This window comes from Microbacterium sp. NPDC060132, assembly GCF_042729675.1.
GTDB lineage: Bacteria > Actinomycetota > Actinomycetes > Actinomycetales > Microbacteriaceae > Microbacterium > Microbacterium sufflavum.
In genome coordinates, this window is sequence record NZ_JBHWXU010000001.1 from 1 (window position 1) to 21348 (window position 21348).

The 21348-nt window shown below is 69.7% G+C and carries 21 protein-coding genes and 1 tRNA gene; 14 read left to right on the top strand and 8 right to left on the bottom strand.

All coding sequences use genetic code 11. The features are described from left to right. Nucleotides 1-511: 511 nt before the first annotated feature. The 4 genes from ACFWCH_RS00005 to galU form a co-directional block, all read right to left on the bottom strand. Nucleotides 512-584: transfer RNA gene (locus tag ACFWCH_RS00005), tRNA-Ala, on the bottom strand. A 51-nt stretch (nt 585-635) separates the two neighbouring features. Further along, nucleotides 636-1487, bottom strand: coding sequence for a hypothetical protein (locus ACFWCH_RS00010; protein WP_378802645.1), 852 nt, complete (start codon nt 1485-1487; stop codon nt 636-638). Between the two features lie 83 nt (nt 1488-1570). After that, nucleotides 1571-2182, bottom strand: a complete 612-nt coding sequence (locus tag ACFWCH_RS00015; protein WP_136031613.1) for a GNAT family N-acetyltransferase — start codon at nt 2180-2182, stop codon at nt 1571-1573. A 46-nt stretch (nt 2183-2228) separates the two neighbouring features. Beyond that, complete coding sequence (galU, locus tag ACFWCH_RS00020; protein WP_136031593.1) at nt 2229-3116, bottom strand: UTP--glucose-1-phosphate uridylyltransferase GalU; 888 nt, start codon at nt 3114-3116, stop codon at nt 2229-2231. Between the two features lie 40 nt (nt 3117-3156). Between galU and ACFWCH_RS00025 the strand changes: the two genes are divergently transcribed. The 3 genes from ACFWCH_RS00025 to mscL are packed head-to-tail and all read left to right on the top strand — an operon-like array spanning nt 3157 to nt 4478. Next, on the top strand, nt 3157-3753 hold the full coding sequence (locus ACFWCH_RS00025) for a 5-formyltetrahydrofolate cyclo-ligase (RefSeq protein WP_136031591.1): 597 nt from the start codon (nt 3157-3159) through the stop codon (nt 3751-3753). A 14-nt stretch (nt 3754-3767) separates the two neighbouring features. After that, entirely contained in the window at nt 3768-4040 is a 273-nt protein-coding gene (locus ACFWCH_RS00030) for an FmdB family zinc ribbon protein (RefSeq protein ID WP_136031589.1), read from the top strand. A 27-nt stretch (nt 4041-4067) separates the two neighbouring features. Continuing rightward, nucleotides 4068-4478: a large conductance mechanosensitive channel protein MscL gene (gene mscL, locus ACFWCH_RS00035; RefSeq protein ID WP_136031587.1), complete on the top strand. Its 411-nt coding sequence runs from the start codon at nt 4068-4070 to the stop codon at nt 4476-4478. A 288-nt stretch (nt 4479-4766) separates the two neighbouring features. Here mscL and ACFWCH_RS00040 read toward each other — a convergent pair whose 3' ends face one another. After that, nucleotides 4767-8435, bottom strand: coding sequence for an ATP-binding protein (locus tag ACFWCH_RS00040; RefSeq protein WP_136031583.1), 3669 nt, complete (start codon nt 8433-8435; stop codon nt 4767-4769). 180 nt (nt 8436-8615) lie between these two features. Between ACFWCH_RS00040 and ACFWCH_RS00045 the strand changes: the two genes are divergently transcribed. Further along, nucleotides 8616-9185 (top strand): methylated-DNA--[protein]-cysteine S-methyltransferase, encoded by a 570-nt coding sequence (locus tag ACFWCH_RS00045; protein WP_206253004.1) that lies wholly within the window; start codon nt 8616-8618, stop codon nt 9183-9185. A 95-nt stretch (nt 9186-9280) separates the two neighbouring features. Here ACFWCH_RS00045 and ACFWCH_RS00050 read toward each other — a convergent pair whose 3' ends face one another. Together ACFWCH_RS00050 and ACFWCH_RS00055 are read right to left on the bottom strand one after the other, a co-directional pair. Then, nucleotides 9281-10918: a cation acetate symporter gene (locus ACFWCH_RS00050; RefSeq protein WP_206253002.1), complete on the bottom strand. Its 1638-nt coding sequence runs from the start codon at nt 10916-10918 to the stop codon at nt 9281-9283. Continuing rightward, nucleotides 10915-11262, bottom strand: coding sequence for a DUF485 domain-containing protein (locus ACFWCH_RS00055; RefSeq protein WP_378802646.1), 348 nt, complete (start codon nt 11260-11262; stop codon nt 10915-10917). Before ACFWCH_RS00055 ends, ACFWCH_RS00050 begins: the two co-directional genes overlap by 4 nt. A gap of 110 nt (nt 11263-11372) precedes the next feature. Between ACFWCH_RS00055 and ACFWCH_RS00060 the strand changes: the two genes are divergently transcribed. Together ACFWCH_RS00060 and ACFWCH_RS00065 are read left to right on the top strand one after the other, a co-directional pair. After that, a complete protein-coding gene (locus ACFWCH_RS00060) occupies nt 11373-12230 on the top strand; it encodes a LuxR C-terminal-related transcriptional regulator (RefSeq protein WP_136037066.1) in 858 nt (285 codons plus the stop codon). A 71-nt stretch (nt 12231-12301) separates the two neighbouring features. After that, nucleotides 12302-12652, top strand: coding sequence for an Lsr2 family protein (locus tag ACFWCH_RS00065; protein WP_136031573.1), 351 nt, complete (start codon nt 12302-12304; stop codon nt 12650-12652). A 17-nt stretch (nt 12653-12669) separates the two neighbouring features. Here the strand turns inward: ACFWCH_RS00065 and ACFWCH_RS00070 are convergent, their stop codons facing one another. Beyond that, nucleotides 12670-13332 carry a MarR family winged helix-turn-helix transcriptional regulator gene (locus tag ACFWCH_RS00070; RefSeq protein ID WP_240744571.1) on the bottom strand — a complete coding sequence of 221 codons (663 nt, stop codon included), beginning with the start codon at nt 13330-13332 and terminating at the stop codon, nt 12670-12672. Nucleotides 13333-13405: 73 nt separating this feature from the next. Here ACFWCH_RS00070 and idi point away from each other — a divergent pair, with 73 nt between their 5' ends. The 8 genes from idi to ACFWCH_RS00110 are packed head-to-tail and all read left to right on the top strand — an operon-like array spanning nt 13406 to nt 21330. Further along, entirely contained in the window at nt 13406-13927 is a 522-nt protein-coding gene (gene idi, locus ACFWCH_RS00075; RefSeq protein WP_378802647.1) for an isopentenyl-diphosphate Delta-isomerase, read from the top strand. Nucleotides 13928-13930: 3 nt separating this feature from the next. After that, on the top strand, nt 13931-15013 hold the full coding sequence (locus tag ACFWCH_RS00080; protein ID WP_136031569.1) for a polyprenyl synthetase family protein: 1083 nt from the start codon (nt 13931-13933) through the stop codon (nt 15011-15013). Further along, nucleotides 15010-15918 carry a squalene/phytoene synthase family protein gene (locus ACFWCH_RS00085; RefSeq protein ID WP_136031568.1) on the top strand — a complete coding sequence of 303 codons (909 nt, stop codon included), beginning with the start codon at nt 15010-15012 and terminating at the stop codon, nt 15916-15918. Before ACFWCH_RS00080 ends, ACFWCH_RS00085 begins: the two co-directional genes overlap by 4 nt. Continuing rightward, nucleotides 15915-17504 carry a phytoene desaturase family protein gene (gene crtI / locus ACFWCH_RS00090; protein ID WP_136046247.1) on the top strand — a complete coding sequence of 530 codons (1590 nt, stop codon included), beginning with the start codon at nt 15915-15917 and terminating at the stop codon, nt 17502-17504. The genes ACFWCH_RS00085 and crtI overlap by 4 nt, the downstream gene beginning before the upstream one ends. A gap of 44 nt (nt 17505-17548) precedes the next feature. After that, complete coding sequence (locus ACFWCH_RS00095; protein ID WP_378803830.1) at nt 17549-17851, top strand: lycopene cyclase domain-containing protein; 303 nt, start codon at nt 17549-17551, stop codon at nt 17849-17851. Next, nucleotides 17848-18207, top strand: a complete 360-nt coding sequence (locus ACFWCH_RS00100; RefSeq protein ID WP_136046248.1) for a lycopene cyclase domain-containing protein — start codon at nt 17848-17850, stop codon at nt 18205-18207. Before ACFWCH_RS00095 ends, ACFWCH_RS00100 begins: the two co-directional genes overlap by 4 nt. After that, entirely contained in the window at nt 18204-19097 is an 894-nt protein-coding gene (locus ACFWCH_RS00105; RefSeq protein WP_378802648.1) for a prenyltransferase, read from the top strand. Before ACFWCH_RS00100 ends, ACFWCH_RS00105 begins: the two co-directional genes overlap by 4 nt. Nucleotides 19098-19143: 46 nt before the next feature. Further along, nucleotides 19144-21330, top strand: a complete 2187-nt coding sequence (locus ACFWCH_RS00110) for an MMPL family transporter (protein ID WP_247637586.1) — start codon at nt 19144-19146, stop codon at nt 21328-21330. The last annotated feature ends 18 nt before the right edge of the window (nt 21331-21348 follow it).

Below are 21348 nucleotides of genomic sequence, written 5' to 3' on the forward strand. Positions count from 1 at the left end.
CATTTGACAAGTGCACGCTGTTGAGTTCTCAAGGATCGGATGCTCCCACGACCCAGCCATCACAACCAGGCCCGCAGGGCAACTTCTCTATCTTACCGATCTCGTTTCCGTTGTCAAATCGCCGTCCGGCAACCTGCTCGAGGGAACGAGTCAGCACCTTCATCCGGATTGCTCTATCGAGCTCTTCTGGAATCGGGAGGTGTTCGATGCTTGACGGGAGCCGGTCCGAGGACCTCCGCTCAACCGTTTGGGGCGAACAGGTAATAACTTACGTGGATTCCGGGGGTCGGGCAAATCGCCCCATCCGCCCGGGCGTGTCGCACCCCCACCCGGTGGATTCCGGCTCGGATCCTACGCAGCGGTCGCCGGGCGACGGGTCCGCGACGCGCGCTCACGTTCTGCTGCGGCATCGAACCATTCGCGCCGAGATGATGCTGCGGACGGAACGGAAGCCCCGGGCGGAGACGAAGAAAGCCGCCGGTGACCCGGCGGCTTTCTTCATGTGTTGTTGTGGACCTAAGGGGATTCGAACCCCTGACCTCCTCGATGCGAACGAGGCGCGCTACCAACTGCGCCATAGGCCCGTGAACGAGTTCTACGTTATCACGATGCGCGGGGTGCTCGTGTCGGCGCAGTCAACCAGCCGCTCGCCGTGCGAGAAGCTCGCGAACGTGCGCCTCGATCTCGGCGTCGTCCACGAAACCCATCCGCGCGTACGGAGAATCCGCCGCGGGTGCGGGGATCGCGACGGGGGGAGCGGGAGCGAGGCGCTCAGCGCGCTCCCGCAGCTCGGCGCGTCGCGCGGCGTCACGTCGCGCCTGCTGCGCATCCATCTCGGCACGCGCGACGTGCGCTCGCGAGCCGGTGACCGAGACCATCGGTTCGGGAAGCGGGCGCGGCGTCCAGGTCGCCCGCCCCTGGTCGTGAAGCTCCGGAGCGACGCGCTGCGCTTCCGCCGGCACCGCGACCCGGGGTCGGCGAGCCGCGCGTACCGCCACCGACGCCATGCGCTGCAGGATCAGTGCGGCGATGAGGGTGAGCGCGCCGCCCACCCACAGGAGCACGGAGGATCCGGCGGCAAGGAGCTGCCATATGCCGAGCCCGGCGGCAACGAGGCCGAGCAGAAGCGTGGACGTCGCAAGCATCCGCGTCCGCCGACGCGCGCGTGCACGCCGGACCGCCGGGTCCGCCTTGGTGGCAGCGAGCTGCTCGCGCAACGCCTCGAGCTCGGCCGCCTCGCGCTGCGACTGCACGCGCTTCGCGAGCTTCTGCTGAGCGAGCACCGTCCGGGCATTGAGCTCGACGTGCACCTCGCTCGGCGTCTCACTGGTCTCTGCCAGCACGCGGAGGGCCTGGTTCAGCCGCACGGCGTTGCGCTCCGCGGCGTTGTACTGGAAGCGTCCGCGCCAGGACGGCAGGAGATAGAGCATCCACAGGAGCACGGCGACGAGCACGATCACTCCCCCGCTCAGCACCGGCCCGTCCATAACGACAACGGTAAGGGCAGCGGGGTGGCGCCGCCGTGCAGCCGGGCGCGTGTCGCGGTGTGTCCGGGCGGAATGGGACTCGATCAGAGCGAGATGCGGTCCGAAGGAGGGACGGCCGCGGCCTCAGGTGGGACCTGACCGCTCAGCCAGCGGGCGAGCACACCCTGGGGCACGTCTTCCCGGGTGAGTGCGAAAGCGTAATGATCGCGCCAGTCGCCATCGATGTGGATGTACCGGCGACGAAGGCCCTCGTACCGGAAGCCGAGCTTCTGCACGACGCGGAGACTCGCGGCGTTCTCGGGTCGGATGCAGATCTCCATCCGATGCAGACCGTACTCCGTGAAGCAGGCGTCGGTCGCGAGGGCGACAGCGGTCGGAGTGATCCCCCGCCCGGCGAACCGCTCGCTGACCCAGTAGCCGATGGTCGCGGAGCACAGGGATCCCCGCGCCACTCCCCACACGTTCAGCTGCCCCGCGATCTCACCGTCGCACTCCATGACGAACGGATAGCCACCGCCGTCACGGTACTGCTGAAGCAGGCGCCGGATGCTGAGGCGCATGTCGAACGACACGGCGCCATGCGGCACTGTCGCCTCCCACGGCTGCAGCCACGACCGGTTCGTCAGCAGCTCGTGCTGAAGCGGCCTGGCGTCCTTGGTCCTGATCAGGCGCAGCTCAACCGGCCCGTGCCGCATCCCCGCCATCATCTCCATGCCGCACCTCGACCGCCCGCGCGATCGCCTAGAGGCGCTCCGCGAAGTCCTTCAGCCAGGGGCGGAGCTCGGCTCCGAGATCATCGCGGTCGGTCGCCAGCTGCACGATCGCCTTGATGTAGTCCACACGGTCACCCGTGTCGTAGCGGCGCCCGCCGAACACCACGCCGACGACGCCGGGACCGCCCTCGGCCGTCGCGAGCTCCTGCAGCGCGTCGGTGAGCTGGATCTCGCCGCCCTTGCCCGGCTCGGTCCGCTCGAGGATCTCGAAGACGGACGCGGGGAGCACGTAGCGGCCGATGATCGCGAGGTTCGACGGCGCATCCTCCTTGGCGGGCTTCTCGACGAGACCGGTGACCCGCACCGCGTCGGATCCCTCGATCGGCTCGACGGCAGCGGCGCCGTACATGTGGATGCTGTCCGGGTCGACCTCCATGAGCGCGATGACGGCCGCGCCCGTGCGTTCGTGCTGGGCGATCATCTCCGTGAGCAGCGGGTCGCGCTCGTCGATCAGGTCATCACCCAGCAGCACGGCGAACGAACTGTCACCGACGTGCGTGCGGGCACGCAGCACCGCGTGCCCGAGCCCCTTGGGCTCGCCCTGACGCACGAAGTGGATGTCGGCCAGATCGCTCGACTTCATCACGCGCTCGAGCCGACCGGTGTCGCCCTTCTCCATGAGCTTGACCTCGAGTTCGGGTACCGAGTCGAAGTGGTTGGAGATCGCGTTCTTGTTCCGCCCGATGATCACCAGGATGTCCTCGATGCCGGCATCGGCAGCCTCCTCGACCACGTACTGGATCGCCGGCTTGTCCACGACGGGGAGCATCTCCTTCGGCATCGCCTTCGTCGCTGGCAGGAAGCGGGTCCCCAGTCCTGCGGCGGGAATGACGGCCTTGATCTTCTCGTTACCCATCCCCACAGCCTACCGCCGGGCCCCGCCCTAGACTCGGAGCATGTGGAAAGACGTCGAGCACGCCAAGCGAGCCCTTCGGGCAGACCTGCGTGAACGGCGTCAACTCCTCTCCGACCCGCAGCGTGAGGCGGCGGCGAACGCGATCGGCGAACGCCTCGACGCGCTGGTGGATGAGCTCGGCGCACGGTCGATCTCCTGCTTCCTCTCGACCACCACCGAGCCCGGGACGCGCGACTTCGTGACCCGCGCTGTGCGGCGGGGAATCCGCGTGCTGCTGCCCGTCACGCGCGCCGACGGGCTGCTCGACTGGGCGGTCGCCGACGACACCGACGAGGTCGCCGAGGGTCTGCACGGACTGCCGGAGCCGACCGGCGAGGTGCTCGGCCCGATCGCGGTGAACGACGTCGACCTCATGATCGTCCCCGCCGCCGCCGTCGACCGCTCCGGCATGCGCATGGGCTGGGGACGCGGCTACTTCGACAAGACGATCGGCTCCATGGAGAAGTGCCCGCCCGTGTATGCCGTCATCTATGATTCCGAGATACTCGACGCACTGCCGCGGGAGGTGCACGATCAGCCGGTGGACGGCATCGTCACCCCGACGCAGACCCTGAACCTGTCGCCCCGGCGACGCTGAACCGCAAGGACCCCATGCCCACCTACGCCTATGCCTGCACGACGTGCGGGCACCAGTTCGACGCTGTCCAGAGCTTCTCCGACGACGCGCTCACGGTCTGCCCCGAGTGCGGCGGCCCGCTGCGCAAGCAGTACGGCTCCATCGGTGTGACCTTCAACGGCTCCGGCTTCTACCGCACGGACTCGCGTGCCGGAAGTGGCACATCCGCGACGGGTTCGGCATCATCGAAGGCGGGTTCGACGACGGGGGCCAAAACGACCGCCGCATCGACCCCGGCCTCGAACTGAGGTCGCACGATATTTGGGGGGTTTCCCGTGATCAAGGGATTCAAAGAGTTCATTCTGCGCGGCAACGTCATCGACCTCGCGGTCGCCGTCGTGATCGGCGGTGCGTTCACCGCCGTCGTCAACGCGATCGTCGCCAGCATCATCAATCCGCTGGTGTCGCTGTTCTTCGTCGCGGACGCAGCGGGGAAGTTCGGCCCGAAAATCACCGGCCTGTACGGGCAGGAGGTCACCTTCCCGATCGGTGACCTGATCACCGCGATCATCAGCTTCCTCGCGGTCGCCATCGTGGTGTACTTCGCCTTCGTGATGCCGATGAACATCTACAAGGAGCGTCGCGCGAAGAAGAACCCGGTCGTCGAGGAGGCCGCCCAGGCCAGCGAGACCGAACTCCTCGCGGAGATCCGCGACCTGCTGCAGAAGCAGCAGCGCGGCGCCTGACACCGGGCCGCGCCCCCACGCGGCACAGAACTCACGACGCACGGTCCTCCCGAGGGCCGTGCGTCTTTCTTGTGCAGGGCACTGCCGTGTCAGTAGTGCGGCGGCACGTCGCGCAGGAGTTGCTCGTCGTTCGGGCCCTTGGCGCCCGCGGGAGCGGTCCGGCGTTCGTCGCCGGTCGCGGTGGTCGCCGCCTCAGGGGCCGTGTCGCTCCCGGGAACCGGTGTCAACCGTGCCCGGCGAGCCCCGGGCACCCGAACCACGCGCTGCCGAGGCTCCGCGTCGCCGCTGTCACTCACGCCCGCGGTCGCCGAGGTCGATGGGCTGCGTGTCGTTCTCGGCCCGAGCCGTCGACTCCGCGATGCCGAGCACGGACGCGATGCGCGTCGCCACGGTGCGCGGGTCGCTGTACAGGTCGAACGCGTGCACGCGCACATAGTGCCACCCGAGGCGGCGAAGCACGTGCGGGCGCAGGCGCAGCGTCTCGCGCAACGATTCGCCGCGCGACTCCGGGTCGGACTCGATCACGACCGCCTTGCCCCGATGCTGCGCCACGAGCGGAAGCAGTCCCCGGTAGTCCACGTCGACCGAGGCTCCGAGTCGTCGCAGTTCCCGCGCGAGGGCCAACGTCAGCGGATCGGCGAGATCCTCCAGACGTGCGTCACGCGCGCGCGTGGCCAGACCGCCCAGGATCGACATGAGGGTGGCGGCGCCGTGCTCCAGCCGACCGTCGTCGAACGCCGACGGCCGGATCGACGACACCAGGACCATCGACCGGCGCGCCCTGGTCATGCCCACGGTGAGCAGACGCTCGCCGTCCGGGGTCGACAGGTCGCCGAAGTCGCTGAGCACCCGTCCGTGCTTGGTCAGACCGAATCCGAGCGAGAAGATCACGCGGTCGCGGCTCTCCGCCACCGACTCCTCGAGCGTCAGGACCGCGAACGGTTCGGCGGTGTCACGGCCCACGAAGTCCGCGACATCCGAGCGACCGGCGAACGCGGAGGTCACCGCCGCGCGCACCCGCTCGGCGTGGCGCGTGCTCGCCGTGACGACCATGAGCGACTCGGCGGGACGGTGGACGGCATGCTCCACCACGAGCGTGACCACCCGCGCGACCTCGGCGTCCGGGCTCTCGACCGCTCCGGAGACGGGGTCGGGAGTGCCCGTTCCCCCCTCCACGTAGTCGACCGTGAGGCTGCCTCGGCCGAGATAGGACCCGGCCCACGGGAGGGAGACGATCTCCCCGCCGTAGAACGCGTCATTGATGAGCTCCGCGAGGTCCTCACCACCCGCGCGATAGCTCCGGGTGAGGGTCATTACGGGCAGCAGCTCGGACAGGCGCTCGAAGACCGACACCTCGTCGAACGGGACCTCGGCCTCCCACTCCTCGGACGGATCGACGGCGATGTGGAACGGCGTGGGCCGCTGTGTCACCGGATCACCGAACGCAACCACCTGGCGCGCGCGACGGATCGCCGGGGCGGCCTCCGCGAGATTGATGGCAGCGGCGTCGACCAGCAGCACGGTGTCGAACTCCACCGAGTCAGGGATCTCCGGCACGAGGTACGGCGACGAGATCCACACCGGGGCGAGCACGTCGACCAGGGTTGGCGCCGCGCTCACGACCTCCGCGGTCGTGGTCGACGGCTGGGTCAGCGCACGGCGCAGATGCTGCGACTGCTGCGGCTCGTCGACGATCGCGATACGCCACTGGTTGGCCAGCTGCCACGCCAGCAACGGTCCCGCCATCGCCGCATGCGCCTCGTCCACAAGCCGGAAGTCGCGCTCGAGCCGGTCGACGACGGCCGTGTTCGCACCCAGCAGGGACCGGTTGTCCTGCAGCGCCCGCTCCAGCAGCGACTGCCACCACGCGAACTCGAGCTCCTCCCCCACCTGGGCCTCGGACACATGTCGCACCGAGAGCTCAGTGAGCAGCGGCTCCAGCCCGAGGAGAGCCAGCTTGTCGCGCAGCTGCGCGCGCTCCACGAGGTTCTCGAACACCTCGGACTTCGCCGCGAGACCCGCCAGCATCCGCACCAGCCGCGCGACCGGGAGGGAGGACAGAGGCTCACGGCGCCCCAGGGCCGCATCCAGTTCCGCCAGCTCCGCCTCGACCCGCTGCCAGGCCACGTAGACGTCGGCGAGCCCGAGCGGGATCTCCGGAGCGACGCCCGCATCGACATAGCGCTGCCACTGCGTGCGCTGCGTCTGGATGCGCAGCAGCGCCTCGTGCATCTCGGTCACGTGCACACCCGGACGCACGTACTCCTTCGCCAGCCGTCGCAGCCGACGACGGTTCGCGCCGGACATCCCCGGCGCATCGCGTCGTGAGCCGTGCGCCTGGATGAGCTCGCCGAGCGGACGCTCGAACACGGTCGGGCTGAAGCGATCGAGCGTGTCGCGGATGCCCTGCAGCAGGCGGAGGTACTCGCCGAGCTCGTCGATCGTGGCGAAGGGGCGCATATGCGTCTGTGCGATCAGCTCGTAGCCGCGCTCCAGGAGGGCCGGGACGCTCGTCGCGTGCAGTCGTCCGGCGAGCTCGTGTGCGGCACGGGCGGCCTCGGTGCTGGCGAACGTGACGCCGTACCAGGGAGAGTCGTTGGGCCCGACGCGGAACTCGCCGAGACGAGCCGCGTGCGCGAGGGCCTCGGCTGCGTCCGTCCGATCGGCGGCGAGTCGCCGGAGCGCGTCGATCCCCAGCCTCGCTGTGGTCGAGGGCGGAACCGGAAGGGAGGCGAGGCGGGTGAGATGGCGCGTGGCGTCGAGGACCGAGGCGTCGAGCCCCGGCACGGGTGACGTCAGTGCCTCACGGTAGTCGCGCAGCACAGTGCGGAGCCGGACGAGTGCGTCGTCGACCTCGCTCACCTTCGGCGCCGTCGCCTTCTCGTTGCGGCCGATCGCCTTCACGAGGTCGCGTCGCACGCTGGCGGGCGACACCGCGAGGCTGTCCAGCCCGATGCCGGCGAGACGGTGGCGCACGCCGTCGAGAGTGGACCGTCGCGCTGACACCACGAGCACGCGCTTGCCCGCCCGGACCAGCTCGCCCATAGCGTTGATGACGGTCTGCGTGCCCCCGGTCCCCGGAAGCGTCGCCACGGTCAGCGAGTGCCCGGCCGCGATGCGTGCGAGCACCGCCTCCTGTTCGGCGTCGGCATCCAGAAGAAGGTTGTCCGACGCGGGGGCACGATCGTCCGGGCCCGTGTGATGCGGCACCGCCCGGGGCGCAGCGAGCTGTTCGCGATCCCCGACGTGGCCGCCGAGCGCGTTGAGCACGGTGTGGTCGAGGGTTGCGCCATCGCGGGACATGGCGGAACCGACGTCGGCGAAGGTCGATACGACGAGGCGCGGCTCGACGGAGAAGGTGTCGATCGATCGCGTGAGCGCGCGGAGACTGTCGATCACCGGCTGCGGCTTGAAGATGCCGCCGTCGTACGCGAGAGCAGCGAGGGCATCGGCATCGATCGTGAGACCGAAGTGCTCCCTCGCGATGCGCACGAGCTCGGGGTTCACCTCGAAGGCGCCCTGGAGCTTGAGCTCGAAGTCGGTATGGTGACGGCGGATCGCGAGCGGCCGCAGCAGCACGGGCGCGGCGAACCACGCGCCACCGATCCGCCATCGCGCGACACCGACCGCCAGGTGCACGGCCTCGATGCCACGGACCGTGCGCAGCTCGGTGTTCTTCGCGGTGATGCGCTCGGCCGCGAGTCGGGCGGTGCGCAGTCCCACCTCGTCGCGGAAGAGATTGGACAGCAGCGTGGACTTGCCGGTGATGAACTGCGGGAGGCTGCCGGGGTGGGCCTTGGAGATGTCGATGCCGGACTCCGGCCCGTCACGGAAACTGGTGAGCGGGGAGGGACCTCCGAGATCAGCCGCCTCCGCCTTCAGCCTCGTCCGCTCGGCCTCGGCGGCATGCGCGATGTCCACGCCGGTCGAGGTCTCGTGGAGGTCGCCGAGAGGCACAGCGGTCTCCGCCGCCGTGCCGTCCGCAGACTTCCCTTCACGTCGCCACACACTCACACCCTAGGCGCGCGACCGCCGGAGGCCGGTATCCCTGGCGGGTTTCCGCCGAAAATCCGCGCGTCCGTCCGGCGTTCACCCTCCCTCCCCCGCCAAGGCCTCGGCTCAGGTTCTCCACGGTCCGTGAAACGCGACGAGCGCAGCATCGTCCTCATCGGCCGCGCCCACCAGGATGGTGCCATGACCTTCCGCTACGACTTCGCCCCGACGCCGTTCGGCGATGCCCTCGCCGTGTTCTCCGACGAGGGCATCGTGCGCTTCGACCTCTCCGAGTCGGAAGACCCGAGCGTCCCCTGGCTGCTGGAGGGGGTGTCCCGGCAGCTGGGCGCCGTTCCCGCCCCCGCCCCCGGCGCCGCCGACGAACTGGCGCAGCTGCTCCTCGACTACTTCGACGGCGATCCGGTGCGGTTCGACACGCACCTGCGCATCGACTGGCGACTCACGGACGGCTTCGCGCGGCGAGCGCTGCAGACCATCTGCGAGATCGAGTGGGGGCAGACCATGAGCTATGGGGAGGTCGCGATCCTCGCCGGCCACCCCGGAGCGGCCAGAGCGGTCGGCACCGCCTGCCGCGTCACACCCTTCTCCATCATCGTCCCGGTCCATCGTGTGGTGCGCTCCGACGGATCACCGGGCCAGTACGGCGCACACCCCGACCGCAAACGATTCCTCCTCGACCTCGAGTCGCACTGAGCCTCCCGACCCCACGCACCCGACCCCGCAGAGAGGTGGACCCGGCGAGTAGGCCGCCGGGCCCACCTCCCTGTTCCGCCGAGGCGACGGGGTCTCTAGTGGTCCACCGCCTTCTCGGCACCGAAGCCGGTGAGGGAACGGACCTCCATCTCCGCAGCGAGCTCGGGCGACTCGCGTCGGGTGCTCGTGACCGTGCCGAGCCAGCCGAGGAGGAAGCCCAACGGGATGGAGACGATTCCCGGATTGTTGAGTGGCCACACCGCGATGTCGATGCCGGGGATCATCGACGTCGGCGTCCCAGAGAAGACCGGAGACAGGACGATCAGCAGGATCGCCGAGCCCAGGCCGCCGTACATGCTCCACACCGCGCCACGCGTGGTGAACCTCCGCCAGAACAACGAGTAGAGGATCGTCGGCAGGTTCGCCGACGCCGCGACGGCGAAGGCGAGCGCCACCAGGAACGCGATGTTCTGCCCCTGAGCGCCGATACCGCCCACGATCGCGAGGATGCCGATCACGATGACCGTGCGACGGGCGACGCGCACCTCGCCGTTCGGATCGGCCTCGACCGGGTTCCCCGCGGCATCCTTGCGTCCCTTCTGGATCACATTGGCATAGATGTCATGGGCGAACGACGCCGCAGCCGTGATGGTCAGCCCGGCGACCACCGCGAGGATCGTGGCGAACGCGACGGCCGAGATGAAACCGAGCAGCACGGGGCCGCCGAGCTGCAGCGCCAGGAGCGGTGCCGCCGAGTTCACCCCACCGGGTGCTGCCGCGATCACATCCGCTCCGACGAGCGCGCCGGCGCCGTAGCCCAGTACCAACGTCAGCAGGTAGAAACCGCCGATGAGCCAGATGGCCCACACCACAGACCGCCGCGCCTCCTTGGCCGTCGGCACCGTATAGAACCGCATGAGCACATGCGGCAGACCGGCGGTACCGAGCACCAGGGCCATGCCGAGGGAGAGGAAGTCCCACGGATTCGCCCCGTACTGCAATCCGGGCGCGAGCACCGCGTCACCCTTGTCGGAGTTGGCGACCGCAGCCTCAAGCAGCGTGTTGAGGCTGAACCCGTTGAGCGCGAGCACCCAGATCGTCATCCCGAGAGCGCCGCCGATGAGCAGGACCGCCTTCACGATCTGCACCCACGTGGTTCCCTTCATCCCGCCGATCAGGACGTACACGATCATGAGGATGCCGACCACCGCGATCACGATCGACTGTCCGACGCGCCCGTCGATGCCGAGCAGCAGCGAGACGAGCCCGCCGGCGCCGGCCATCTGCGCGAGCAGGTAGAAGAAGCACACCGCCAGGGTGGTGATGGCCGCCGCCATGCGCACCGGGCGCTGCTTCAAGCGGAACGACAGCACATCCGCCATCGTGAACTTCCCGGTGTTGCGCATGAGCTCGGCCACCAGCAGGAGCGCGACAAGCCAGGCCACGAGGAACCCGATCGAATAGAGGAAGCCGTCGTACCCGTTGATGGCGATCGCACCGCAGATGCCGAGGAAAGACGCGGCGGACAGATAGTCGCCGGCGATCGCGAACCCGTTCTGCGGCCCCGTGAACGAACGCCCCGCCGCATAGTAGTCCGCCGCCGTCTTGTTGTTCCTGCTCGCGCGGATGACGATGAACAGGGTCACCGCCACGAAGGCCAGGAAGATCGAGATGTTGAAGACCGGATTGATCTCGAGGGCGACGGTGTCGGTAGCCGTCCGAATACCGATCATGCGTCGGCCTGCGCCTTCTCCAGTTCATCCCTGATCTCGGTCGCCAGCGGATCGAGCCTGCGATTTGCAAATGCGACATATGCCATGGTGATCGCGAATGTCGTGACGAATTGTCCCAGTCCGAAGAGCAGACCGACCGTGATATCGCCCCACACCCGCTGCGCCATGAAGTCGCGCGCGAATGCGGCCAGCAGCACATAGACGAAGTACCAGACCAGGAAGAAAGCAGCCAACGGGAAGATGAACGATCTCTGCGTTCGCTTCAGCCGGACGAATCGCGGAGACTGTTCGACGGCGACGTAGTCGATCGCTCCGCTGTGAGGGGTCGGTTGATGGTCGTTCATGGGGCCTCCTTGCCACATGTCCCGTGCTCGCGCGGCTCGATCCGCCCGAATGGTAGGGTCGACGCTACGAAACGGGGAACGGCGCCGTCACCCCCGAAAGTAGGTATTCCGTGACCTCTCCGATCGCCGCTGAGACCGAGGCGGATCTCGTCGCCAATGCGGTGCGCGAGCTCGCACGACGCACACGGTTCCCCGTGGCCTTCGGCGGTCTCGTGGAAGAGGGCGTGGTGAGCGTGACCAGCATCGTCGGGGCCCGCACCCGGTCGCTCGACGGGCTGCGCGTCCGACCGGAACGGGGTCTCGGCGGGCGCGCCATGATGGAGTTGCGGCCGCGCATGACCAGCGACTACGGCTCGTCACGGCAGATCACGCACGACTACGACGTCTTCGTCCTCGGCGAGGGGCTGCGCACGCTTCTGGCCCTGCCCATCGTGGTGCAGGGACGCTCGCGCGGCGTTCTGTACGCCGGCGCCTGGGACCACGCGCAGGTCGGCGGGGTGACCACGGCGCCCGCCATGCAGGTGGCGCAGTCGGTGGCGGACGAGCTCCGCATCAGGGACGAGGTGCAGCGGAGGCTCCGTGCGGCGACGGAAACGCCGCCGACCGTCGCGGCGCCGCAGCGCGAGGAGCTGCGTGAGAGCTTCGCCGAACTGCGCAGCATCGCCGCCGCGGTCGAGGACGTCGATGTGCGCGCGCGTCTGGCTCAGGTGGAGCGGCGTCTGCTCACCCTTGCCGGTGAGACCGTGCCGCCCACCACCGCCCCGGTGCCGGTGGTGCACCTCTCCCCTCGGGAGACGGATGTGCTCGCGTGCGCGGCGCTCGGCGCGACGAATGCCGAGATCGCCGCGCAGCTCGGCCTGAGAGAGGGAACGGTCAAGGCATATCTGGGGACCGCGATGTCGAAGCTCGATGCTTCGACGAGGCACGCCGCGGTGACGAAGGCACGCCGCGCCGGTCTTCTCCCCTGAACTGCTTCTCTCTCCGGCCGAGCGACCGTGAATTATTGCTGCGTTTGCGTGCCGCAGGTACAGTCGCATTCATGGCGAGAAGAATTGTGCATCAACTGGTCGACGATATCGACGGCAGCGTCCTGGAGGTCGGTGAAGGCGAGACCGTGCATTTCTCGTTGAACGGAACGTCCTACGAGATCGATCTGAACGCGGCGCACGCGGAGGAATTGCGCGCCGCACTCGAGCCGTATATCTCCGCGGGCCGCCGCGCCGGGAGCGGATCATCCGCGCCGTCGCGCTCGAGTTCCACCCGGAAACGGCCGGCACGCAACCCCGAAGTCGCGGCAATCCGCGCGTGGGCGAATGAGAACGGCTACACGCTCTCAGAACGCGGGAGGATTCCCGCCCCCATCCTCGAAGCCTACAAAGCGGCCCAGTGACACGGTCCCGCCCGACCTCACGGTCGGGCGGGATCTTCTTTTGCGCCGCCCGTCGCCCACGGCTCATCGCGGAGGGTGATCTCCTCCGTCATGTCCTTCAGGAAGCGGATCACGACATCGCGCTCGGCCGAAGACAGCCGAGCGGCCGCATAGAAGCGCTTCGCCTGCTGTCGGCCGACGGTCTCCATCGCGGCGTGCCGCGTCTCCGGCGTGATGGTGATGGCGAGCGCACGACGATCGGTCGGATGGGGCGACCGCCGGATGTGCCCGCCCTTCTCCAGCCGGTCGAGGAGCTTGGTGGTCGCCGCCGTGGACACGCCCAGGTGATGCGCGATGCCGCTGGGGGTCGCGACCATCGCACGGTTGGCACACACGATCAGATAGTGCAGCGCGCGCATGTCGGTCTCGTTGAGCTGCATGTATCGCCGCGAGGCCTGCGACAGCCGCTGCTCGGCGTCTCGAAGATCGCTCAGCGCCTCCATGACGAGAGCGATCTGGCGCAGATCCTCCGGGGGCACCCCGGTGCGATCGATCAGTGTGCTGCGCGGGTCGCTCGCGTCGACGTGGTAGATCGATCCGTGACTCAGCCCGTCGGCGCTCTCCGTCGAGGCCGATTCAGCGGAGGAGTCCGCGGCCACAGCCGCCCCGGAGCGCAGGGTGGTGCGGGGCTCGGTGTCCATGCGATCATGTTACACACGAACAGATTCATGCTAAGTTGATATTTCACCAAGTTAGCTAAAGGACGGGGAAGTCATGCAACAGGTCACGCTCCTCGCGGAAGACGGGACAGCCGTCGGCGTCCTTCCCAAGCACGAGGTCCACACGTTCGACACCCCCCTCCATCTGGCCTTCTCGTGTTACGTCCTCGACCCGGCCGGACGCGTCCTCGTCACGCGGCGCGCCCTGACCAAGCGCACCTGGCCCGGCGTCTGGACCAACAGCTTCTGCGGACACCCTCAGCCCGGCGAGGACATGGCGGATGCGGTGCGGCGGCACGGCCTGCACGAGCTCGGCCTCCGGGTCGACCAGGTCCGCCTCGTCCTCCCCGACTACCGCTATCGCGCCGTGGATGCGAGCGGCATCGTCGAGAACGAGATCTGCCCCGTGCACGTCGCCGTGCTCGATCACGATCCCGTCGCCAACCCGCAGGAGGTGTCGGAATGGGCCTGGGTCGACCCGGGGGCGCTGGCCGAGGCCGTGGCCCTCGCTCCGTTCGCGTTCAGCCCGTGGATCGTCGAGCAACTGCCACGCCTCCGCAGCCTCGGTGAGGTCTGAGCCATGAGCACGACCATCACGCACGAAGACCTCGGTACTCGGATCGAGGAGGTCCTGCGGCGGCGCTTCGCCGAGCGCGCCGTGGCCGCCGAGCATCACGGGGCCGAGTTCGCCGCGCTCTGGAACGAGGCCGCCCAGCACGCCCTCGGCGGCAAGCTCCTGCGTCCGCTCATGCTGATGGAGCTCTTCCCCGCGCTGGCGACGACCGTGCCCACCCGACGCGAGACCGAGGGCGCGATCGACGTGGCCGCGCACGTCGAGCTGTTGCACTTCGCGTTCCTGCTGCACGACGACGTGATCGACGGCGACCTCACGCGGCGCGGGCGGCCCAACCTCATCGGCTCCCTCGTGGCGCGGCGCCCCGACGAGACCGCGGCCGCCGCCCTGCACTGGGGACGCGCGAGCGCGATCCTCCTCGGCGATCTGCTCCTGTCGACCGCGGTGCTCGGCTTCGCCCGCGCCGAGGTGAGCGCCGACGGCCGCGAGCGGCTGCTGGCCCTGCTCGACACCACCGTGTTCGAGACCGTCGCGGGTGAGCACGCGGACGTCGCCCTCAGCGATGGCATCGTCACGCCCGACCTGCGGACCATCCTCGCCACGAGCGCGTCCAAGACCGCGACCTATTCTTTCGTGCTGCCGCTGCGCGCCGCTGCCGTCCTCGCCGGAGCCAGCGCGGAAGCCGAGGAGCAGCTCACCCAGATCGGCACCCACCTCGGACTGGCGTACCAGCTGCAGGACGACCTCCTCTCGGTGTTCGGCGACCCGCACGCACACGGCAAGGACGCCTTCTCCGACCTCCGAGAGGGCAAGGAGACCGCGATCATCGCGTACGCGCGCATGACGAGCCACTGGCCGAGCATCGAGCTGCGCTTCGGCACGGCCGACCTCAGCGCGTCCGACGCCGGCGACATCCGCGACCGTCTGCGCGAGTGCGGCGCCGAGCGCTTCGTCCGCGGACTCGTGCAGGAGCAGCTCACCGCCGTGTCGACCGTGCTCGCCGAGGCGGAGGAGTCCGGCACGCTCAGCCCCGCGGCCGGGCGCACGATCCTGGCGATCGCCGACCGCATCGAGGGCCGCCGCCGATGAGCCCCCGCCCCGTCGAACGCCCGGATCCCGCCGCCCTGCGCCGCTTCAGTCGCACCGCCGAGATCGCCACCACCGACGTCATCCGCACCTACTCCACCTCGTTCGGTCTCGCCACCCGGCTTCTCGGCACGCGGCATCGCCAGCACGTGCGCAACATCTACGCCATGGTGCGTATCGCCGACGAGATCGTGGACGGGGTCGCGGCCGAGGCGGGGCTGGACGCCTCGGCGCAGGCCGCGGCACTGGACTCGTATATCGCCGAGACCCACCGCTCGATGCGCACCGGGTACAGCAGCGACCTGATCCTGCACGCGTTCGCCCGCACCGCGAGGGAGTGCGCCATCGGCGAGGACCTGACGGGGCCGTTCTTCGACTCCATGCGTGCCGACATCTCCCGCGACGCCGGGTTCACCGCCTACGACGCGGACGCCCACGCCGCCTACGTCTACGGCTCGGCCGAGGTCGTCGGGCTCATGTGCCTGCAGGTGTTCCTCCGCGATGCCGACCGCACCCCGGAGGAGCGGGAGATCCTGCACCGGGGAGCCCGGCGGCTCGGAGCCGCGTTCCAGAACGTCAACTTCCTGCGCGACCTCGCCGACGACACCGACCGCCTCCAGCGCGGCTACCTCGGTGGCACCGAACGGCTCACGGACGCCGACCGCGACGCCTGGGTCGCCACGGTCGAACGCCAGCTGGCCGACGCCCGCGCCGCGATCCCCCTCCTGCCGAAGGACGCGAGGGCGGCCGTCCGCAGCGCGCTGGCGCTGTTCGCCGCACTCACCCGCCGCGTCGCGAAGACCCCCGCCGCCGAGCTCTACCGCCGCCGTGTGCGCGTGCCGGACCCGGTGAAGGCGCTGCTCGCGGCACGGGCCGTCGCGACGACCGCGTGGGAGCGTGACCGATGAGCCGCGTCGTCGTGATCGGTGCCGGTGTCGCGGGGCTCGCGACCGCGGGGCTCCTCGCCCGCGACGGACACGAGGTCGTGGTGCTGGAGCGCAACGACCGGGTGGGCGGACGCGCCGGAACGCTCGAACGCGAGGGCTTCCGCTTCGACTCCGGCCCCTCGTGGTACCTGATGCCGGAGGTGTTCGACCACTTCTTCCGGATGATGGGCACCAGCACCGAGGAGCAGCTCGACCTGACGCTGCTCGACCCCGGGTACCGCGTCTTCCGCGCACCGGAGTCGGCGGAGGGCGCTGTCACCGTTCCCGCGGGCCGCGATGCCGTCCGACGACTGTTCGACGACCTCGAGCCGGGCTCCGCTGCCACGCTCGACCGCTACCTCGACTCGGCGTACCACGCGGGCACCATGGCGCAGCGCTACTTCCTCTACAACCCGTTCACCCGCACGCGCTCCCTCGCGGCCCCGGAAGTGCTGCGCGCCCTCCCCCGCCTGTTCTCCCTCCTGGGAACCCGACTCCAGTCGTTCGCCGCCCGGCGCTTCCGCCACCCCGTGCTCCGGCAGATCCTGGGCTACCCGGCGGTCTTCCTCGGCACCGATCCGCGCAGCGCCCCCGCGATGTACCACCTCATGAGCGCGCTCGACCTCGATCAGGGCGTGCTGTACCCGCAGGGCGGATTCTGGCGCGTGGTCGAGCGGATCGCGGCCCTGGCCGAGGACTCGGGCGTCCGCATCGTGACGGGAGCCGAGGTCACCGGCATCCTCACGCGGGACGACAGCGCCGGGACGCACGTGTGGGGCGTGGGGTGGACGGACCCCAACGGAGACCAGCACGTGGAAGAGGCGGACATCGTGGTGTCCGGCGCCGACCTGCACCACACGGAGACCGCGCTGCTGCCGCCGTCGCTGCAGTCGTACCCCGAGTCGTGGTGGGCGCGGCGGACAAGCGGGCCCGGCGGGGTGCTGGTCATGCTCGGGGTACGGGGATCGCTGCCGCAGCTGCCGCACCACTCCCTGTTCTTCACCGACGACTGGGACGCGAACTTCGACGCGATCTTCGGGCGCACCCCGCAGATCCCCGCACCGGCATCGACGTACGTGTGCCGCCCGAGCGCGACCGACGCCGACGTCGCGCCCCCCGACCACGAGAACCTCTTCGTCCTCGTCCCGGTGCCCGCCGATGTCGACCTCGGCCATGGCGGATCGGACGGATCCGGCTCGCCGCAGATCGAAGCGGCCGCCGACGCCGCGATCGACATGATCTCCTCGTGGGCGGGGATCCCGGACCTGCGCGAACGCATCGTGGTGCGCGAGACCGTGGGACCTGCCGACTTCCACGACGACTACCACTCCTGGCGCGGCGGAATGCTGGGCCCGGCGCACACCCTGTCGCAGAGCGCGATGTTCCGCGCGCAGAACGCGTCGCGCCGAGTCCGCGGGCTGTACTACGCGGGCGCCACGACGGCGCCCGGGGTCGGCGTGCCGATGTGCCTGATCAGCGCGGAGCTGGTGCTCAAGCGCATCCGCGGCGACCACTCGCCCGGTCCCCTCCCGGAGCCGGCGCCCTCGGAACGGACGGCCCGGCCGTGACCGGCGCGATCTACCTCGGCGCCCTGCTGGTGTCGCTCGGGTGCATGCTGCTGCTGGACTGGCGCTTCCGCCTGTTCTTCTGGCGCGACGTGTTCGCCGCGGCCGTCGTGACGGTGCTCGGGGTCGCGTTCTTCCTCGTCTGGGACGTGGCGGGCATCGCCGCCGGGATCTTCTTCCGCGGTGATGCGGTGATCGCGACGGGCATCGTCCTCGCCCCGGAGCTGCCGATCGAGGAGCCGGTCTTCCTGGTGTTCCTGGTCGTGTGCACCATGGTCCTGTACGGCGGTGCCGTGCGGATCGTCGAGCGCCGCCGCGCACCGTCGCCCCGCGCGGAGGTCGCCCGATGACGTATCTGCAGCTGTCCGCCGTGTTCCTGGCCGTCGCCGCGACGGGCGGCCTCGTCGCCGCGCTCGTGGCCCGGCGCGGTCCCCACGCCGGCGCTCTGGCCGCCACCGCCCTGACCCTCCTGGCGCTCACGGCCGTGTTCGACACCGTCATGATCGCGACCGGGCTCTTCCACTACTCCCCCGCACATCTCGTCGGCGTGCACATCGGTCTCGCTCCGCTGGAGGACTTCGCCTATCCGGTCGCCGCGGTGCTGCTGCTGCCCGCCGTGTGGACCGCCCTGCGGGCGCGACGTTCCCGTAGGGGAACCTCGGCCGCAGCGACCGCAGCCGCCACCGAACGGGAGGAGCGCGCATGAGCCGGGCGTCCGTGCCGCGCACGGGAGTCGGACACGACATCGCGCAGATCCTCCTGTCGTCGCGGCCTATCAGCTGGATCAACACCGCCTTCCCGTTCGCCGCCGCCTACCTGCTCAGCACGCGCGAGATCGACCCCACGTTCGTCATCGGCACGCTGTACTTCCTCATCCCCTACAACCTGGCGATGTACGGCATCAACGACGTGTTCGACTACGCGTCCGACCTGGCGAACCCGCGCAAGGGCGGGATCGAGGGAGCACTGCTGTCGCCGCGCATCCACCGCACCACCCTGTGGGCCGCTGCCGCGACCAACGTGCCGTTCCTCGTCTACCTGTTCGCGGTCGGCAACCCCGCGTCGTGGTGGTGGCTCGCGGTGAGCGTGTTCGCGGTGATCGCCTACTCCGCGCCGGTGCTGCGCTTCAAGGAACGGCCGTTCCTCGACTCGATCACGTCGAGCACCCACTTCGTCAGCCCGGCCATCGTCGGCCTCGCCCTCGCGGGAGCTCCGGTCTCGGCGGCGACCGTGGTCACGCTCGGCGCGTTCTTCCTGTGGGGCATGGCAGCGCACGCGTTCGGCGCCGTGCAGGACGTGGGGCCGGACCGCGAGGGCGGCATCTCGTCCATCGCCACCGTGATCGGTGCCCGAGCCACCGTGCGCCTCGCGATCGGCCTCTGGGCGGTGGCGGGGGTCGCAATGCTCCTCACGCCCTGGCCCGGCCCCCTCGCGGCGGTACTCGCCGTGCCCTACATCGTGAACGCCGCACCGTGGTGGAACGTCACCGATGACACCGCCGGCAGGACCAACCGCGCCTGGCGCCGCTTCATCGCCCTCAACTACATCGCCGGCTTCCTCGCCACGATGATCCTCATCCTCGCCTGGGTCTCCTGACTCCGACGCCCCCGCGACGAACCCACCTCCTCCCGAAAGGAACCCGATGTCCCGCCCCGCCGAAACGCCGACCCCGCCGTCCCGAGAGCGCGTCCGTCGCCACTCGTGGCTGCGAGTCTTCCTCCCGGTCCTGCTGATCCTGGTGTGGCTGGCCGGGGCGTCGTTCGGTGGCCCCCTGTTCGGCAAGGTCGACGAGGTCTCCTCGAACGACCAGACCACGTACCTGCCCGAATCGGCCGACGCGACCACCGTGCAACAGCTCCTGGGCGAGTTCAACGACAGCGACGCGATCCCGGCCATCGCGGTGTTCACCTCGGACCAGGAGCTGACGCAGACCGAGCTCGACGCGATCAGCGATGCGGTCGCCGACGCTCCGTCGGTCGAGGGCGTCGCGGACGACGTCTCGCCCGCGCTCCCCTCCGACGACGGGAAGGCCGTGCAGGCGTTCATCCCGATCGAGGGCGACGCGGAACTCGCCGATACCACCACGGCGCTCGGCGAGGAGTTGCGCGCGGCGGTCCCCGACGGGGTCACGGTCTACATCACCGGACCGGCCGGTTTCAGCGCCGACCTGGTCGCCGGCTTCTCGGGCATCGACGGCCTCCTGCTCGGGGTGGCGCTGCTGGCGGTCCTCGTGATCCTCGTCCTGGTCTACCGGTCGTTCCTGCTGCCCCTCGTCGTGCTGTCCACGAGTCTGTTCGCGCTGTGCGTCGCGCTCCTGGTGGTGTGGTGGCTGGCGAAGTGGGAGATCCTGCTGCTGAGCGGACAGACCCAGGGCATCCTGTTCATCCTCGTGATCGGCGCCGCGACCGACTATGCGCTGCTCCTCGTCGCCCGCTTCCGTGAAGAGCTGCGCGTCGCGCAGGACAAGGGCGTCGCGCTGCGGGCCGCGTGGAAGGGCTCGGTCGAGCCGATCGTCGCGTCAGGCGGCACCGTGATCGCCGGACTGCTGTGCCTGCTGCTCAGCGACCTGAAGTCGAACAGCACGCTGGGGCCGGTCGCCGCGATCGGCATCGTGTTCGCGATGCTGTCGGCGCTCACACTGCTCCCGTCGTTGCTGCTGCTCTTCGGGCGCGCGGTGTTCTGGCCCCGCCGGCCCCGTTTCGAGCCCGAGGTCGTCGCGGAGGAGCACGGCATGCGCACCACCGGGCTGTGGGCTCGCCTCGCCGGCGCGGTGAAGAAGCGCCCCCGGGTGATCTGGATCGTGACGACGCTCGTGCTCCTGGCCGGAGCCGCCGGAGTCACCCAGCTCGACGCGGTGGGAGTGCCGCAGTCCGACCTCGTGCTCGGAGCGTCTGAGGCGCGCGACGGGCAGGTCGCGCTGGGCGAGCACTTCCCCGGCGGGTCGGGCAGCCCGGTGTCGGTCGTGGTCGACGAGGAGCGCATGCAGGACGCGGCGGACGTGCTCCTGGCCAACGACGGGATCGACGGGGTCACGGTGACCGCCGCCGACTCCCCGAGCGGCTCCGCGCCGATCGACGAGGACGGGATCACGGCGGTCGGCCCTCCGGGGACCCCCGCCCCGGATCCCACGGTCGTGGACGGTCAGGTGCTGCTGCAGGGGACCCTGACCGACGCAGCGGACTCCGCCGAGGCTGCCGCGACGGTGCGGGAGCTGCGCGTCGAGCTCGACGACCTCGGTGCGATCGTGGGCGGCGTCACGGCCACATCGGTCGACACGAACGATGCCTCGATCCACGACCGCAACCTCATCATCCCGGTGATCCTGCTCGTGATCATGCTGATCCTGATGCTGCTGCTCCGGTCGATCCTCGCCCCGGTGCTGCTGATCCTGACCACGGTGCTGTCGTTCGGAACCGCGCTCGGCGTGTCCGCGCTCGTGTTCAACGGGATCTTCGCGTTCCCCGGCGCCGACCCGGCCGTCCCGCTCTACGGCTTCGTGTTCCTCGTGGCCCTGGGCATCGACTACAACATCTTCCTGATGACCCGCGTGCGCGAGGAGTCGAAGCAGCACGGAACACGCGAGGGCATCCTGCGCGGGCTCTCGATCACCGGGGGCGTCATCACCTCTGCCGGCCTCGTGCTCGCCGCGACGTTCGCTGCCCTCTCGGTGATCCCCATCCTGTTCCTCGTGCAGCTCGCGTTCATCGTCGCGTTCGGCGTCCTGCTCGACACGTTCGTCGTGCGCTCGCTGCTCGTGCCCGCTCTCACGTACGACATCGGGAAGGCCATCTGGTGGCCGTCCGCGCTGTGGCGCCGCGGGAAGCCGTGACGACGGGATCGCGGGAAG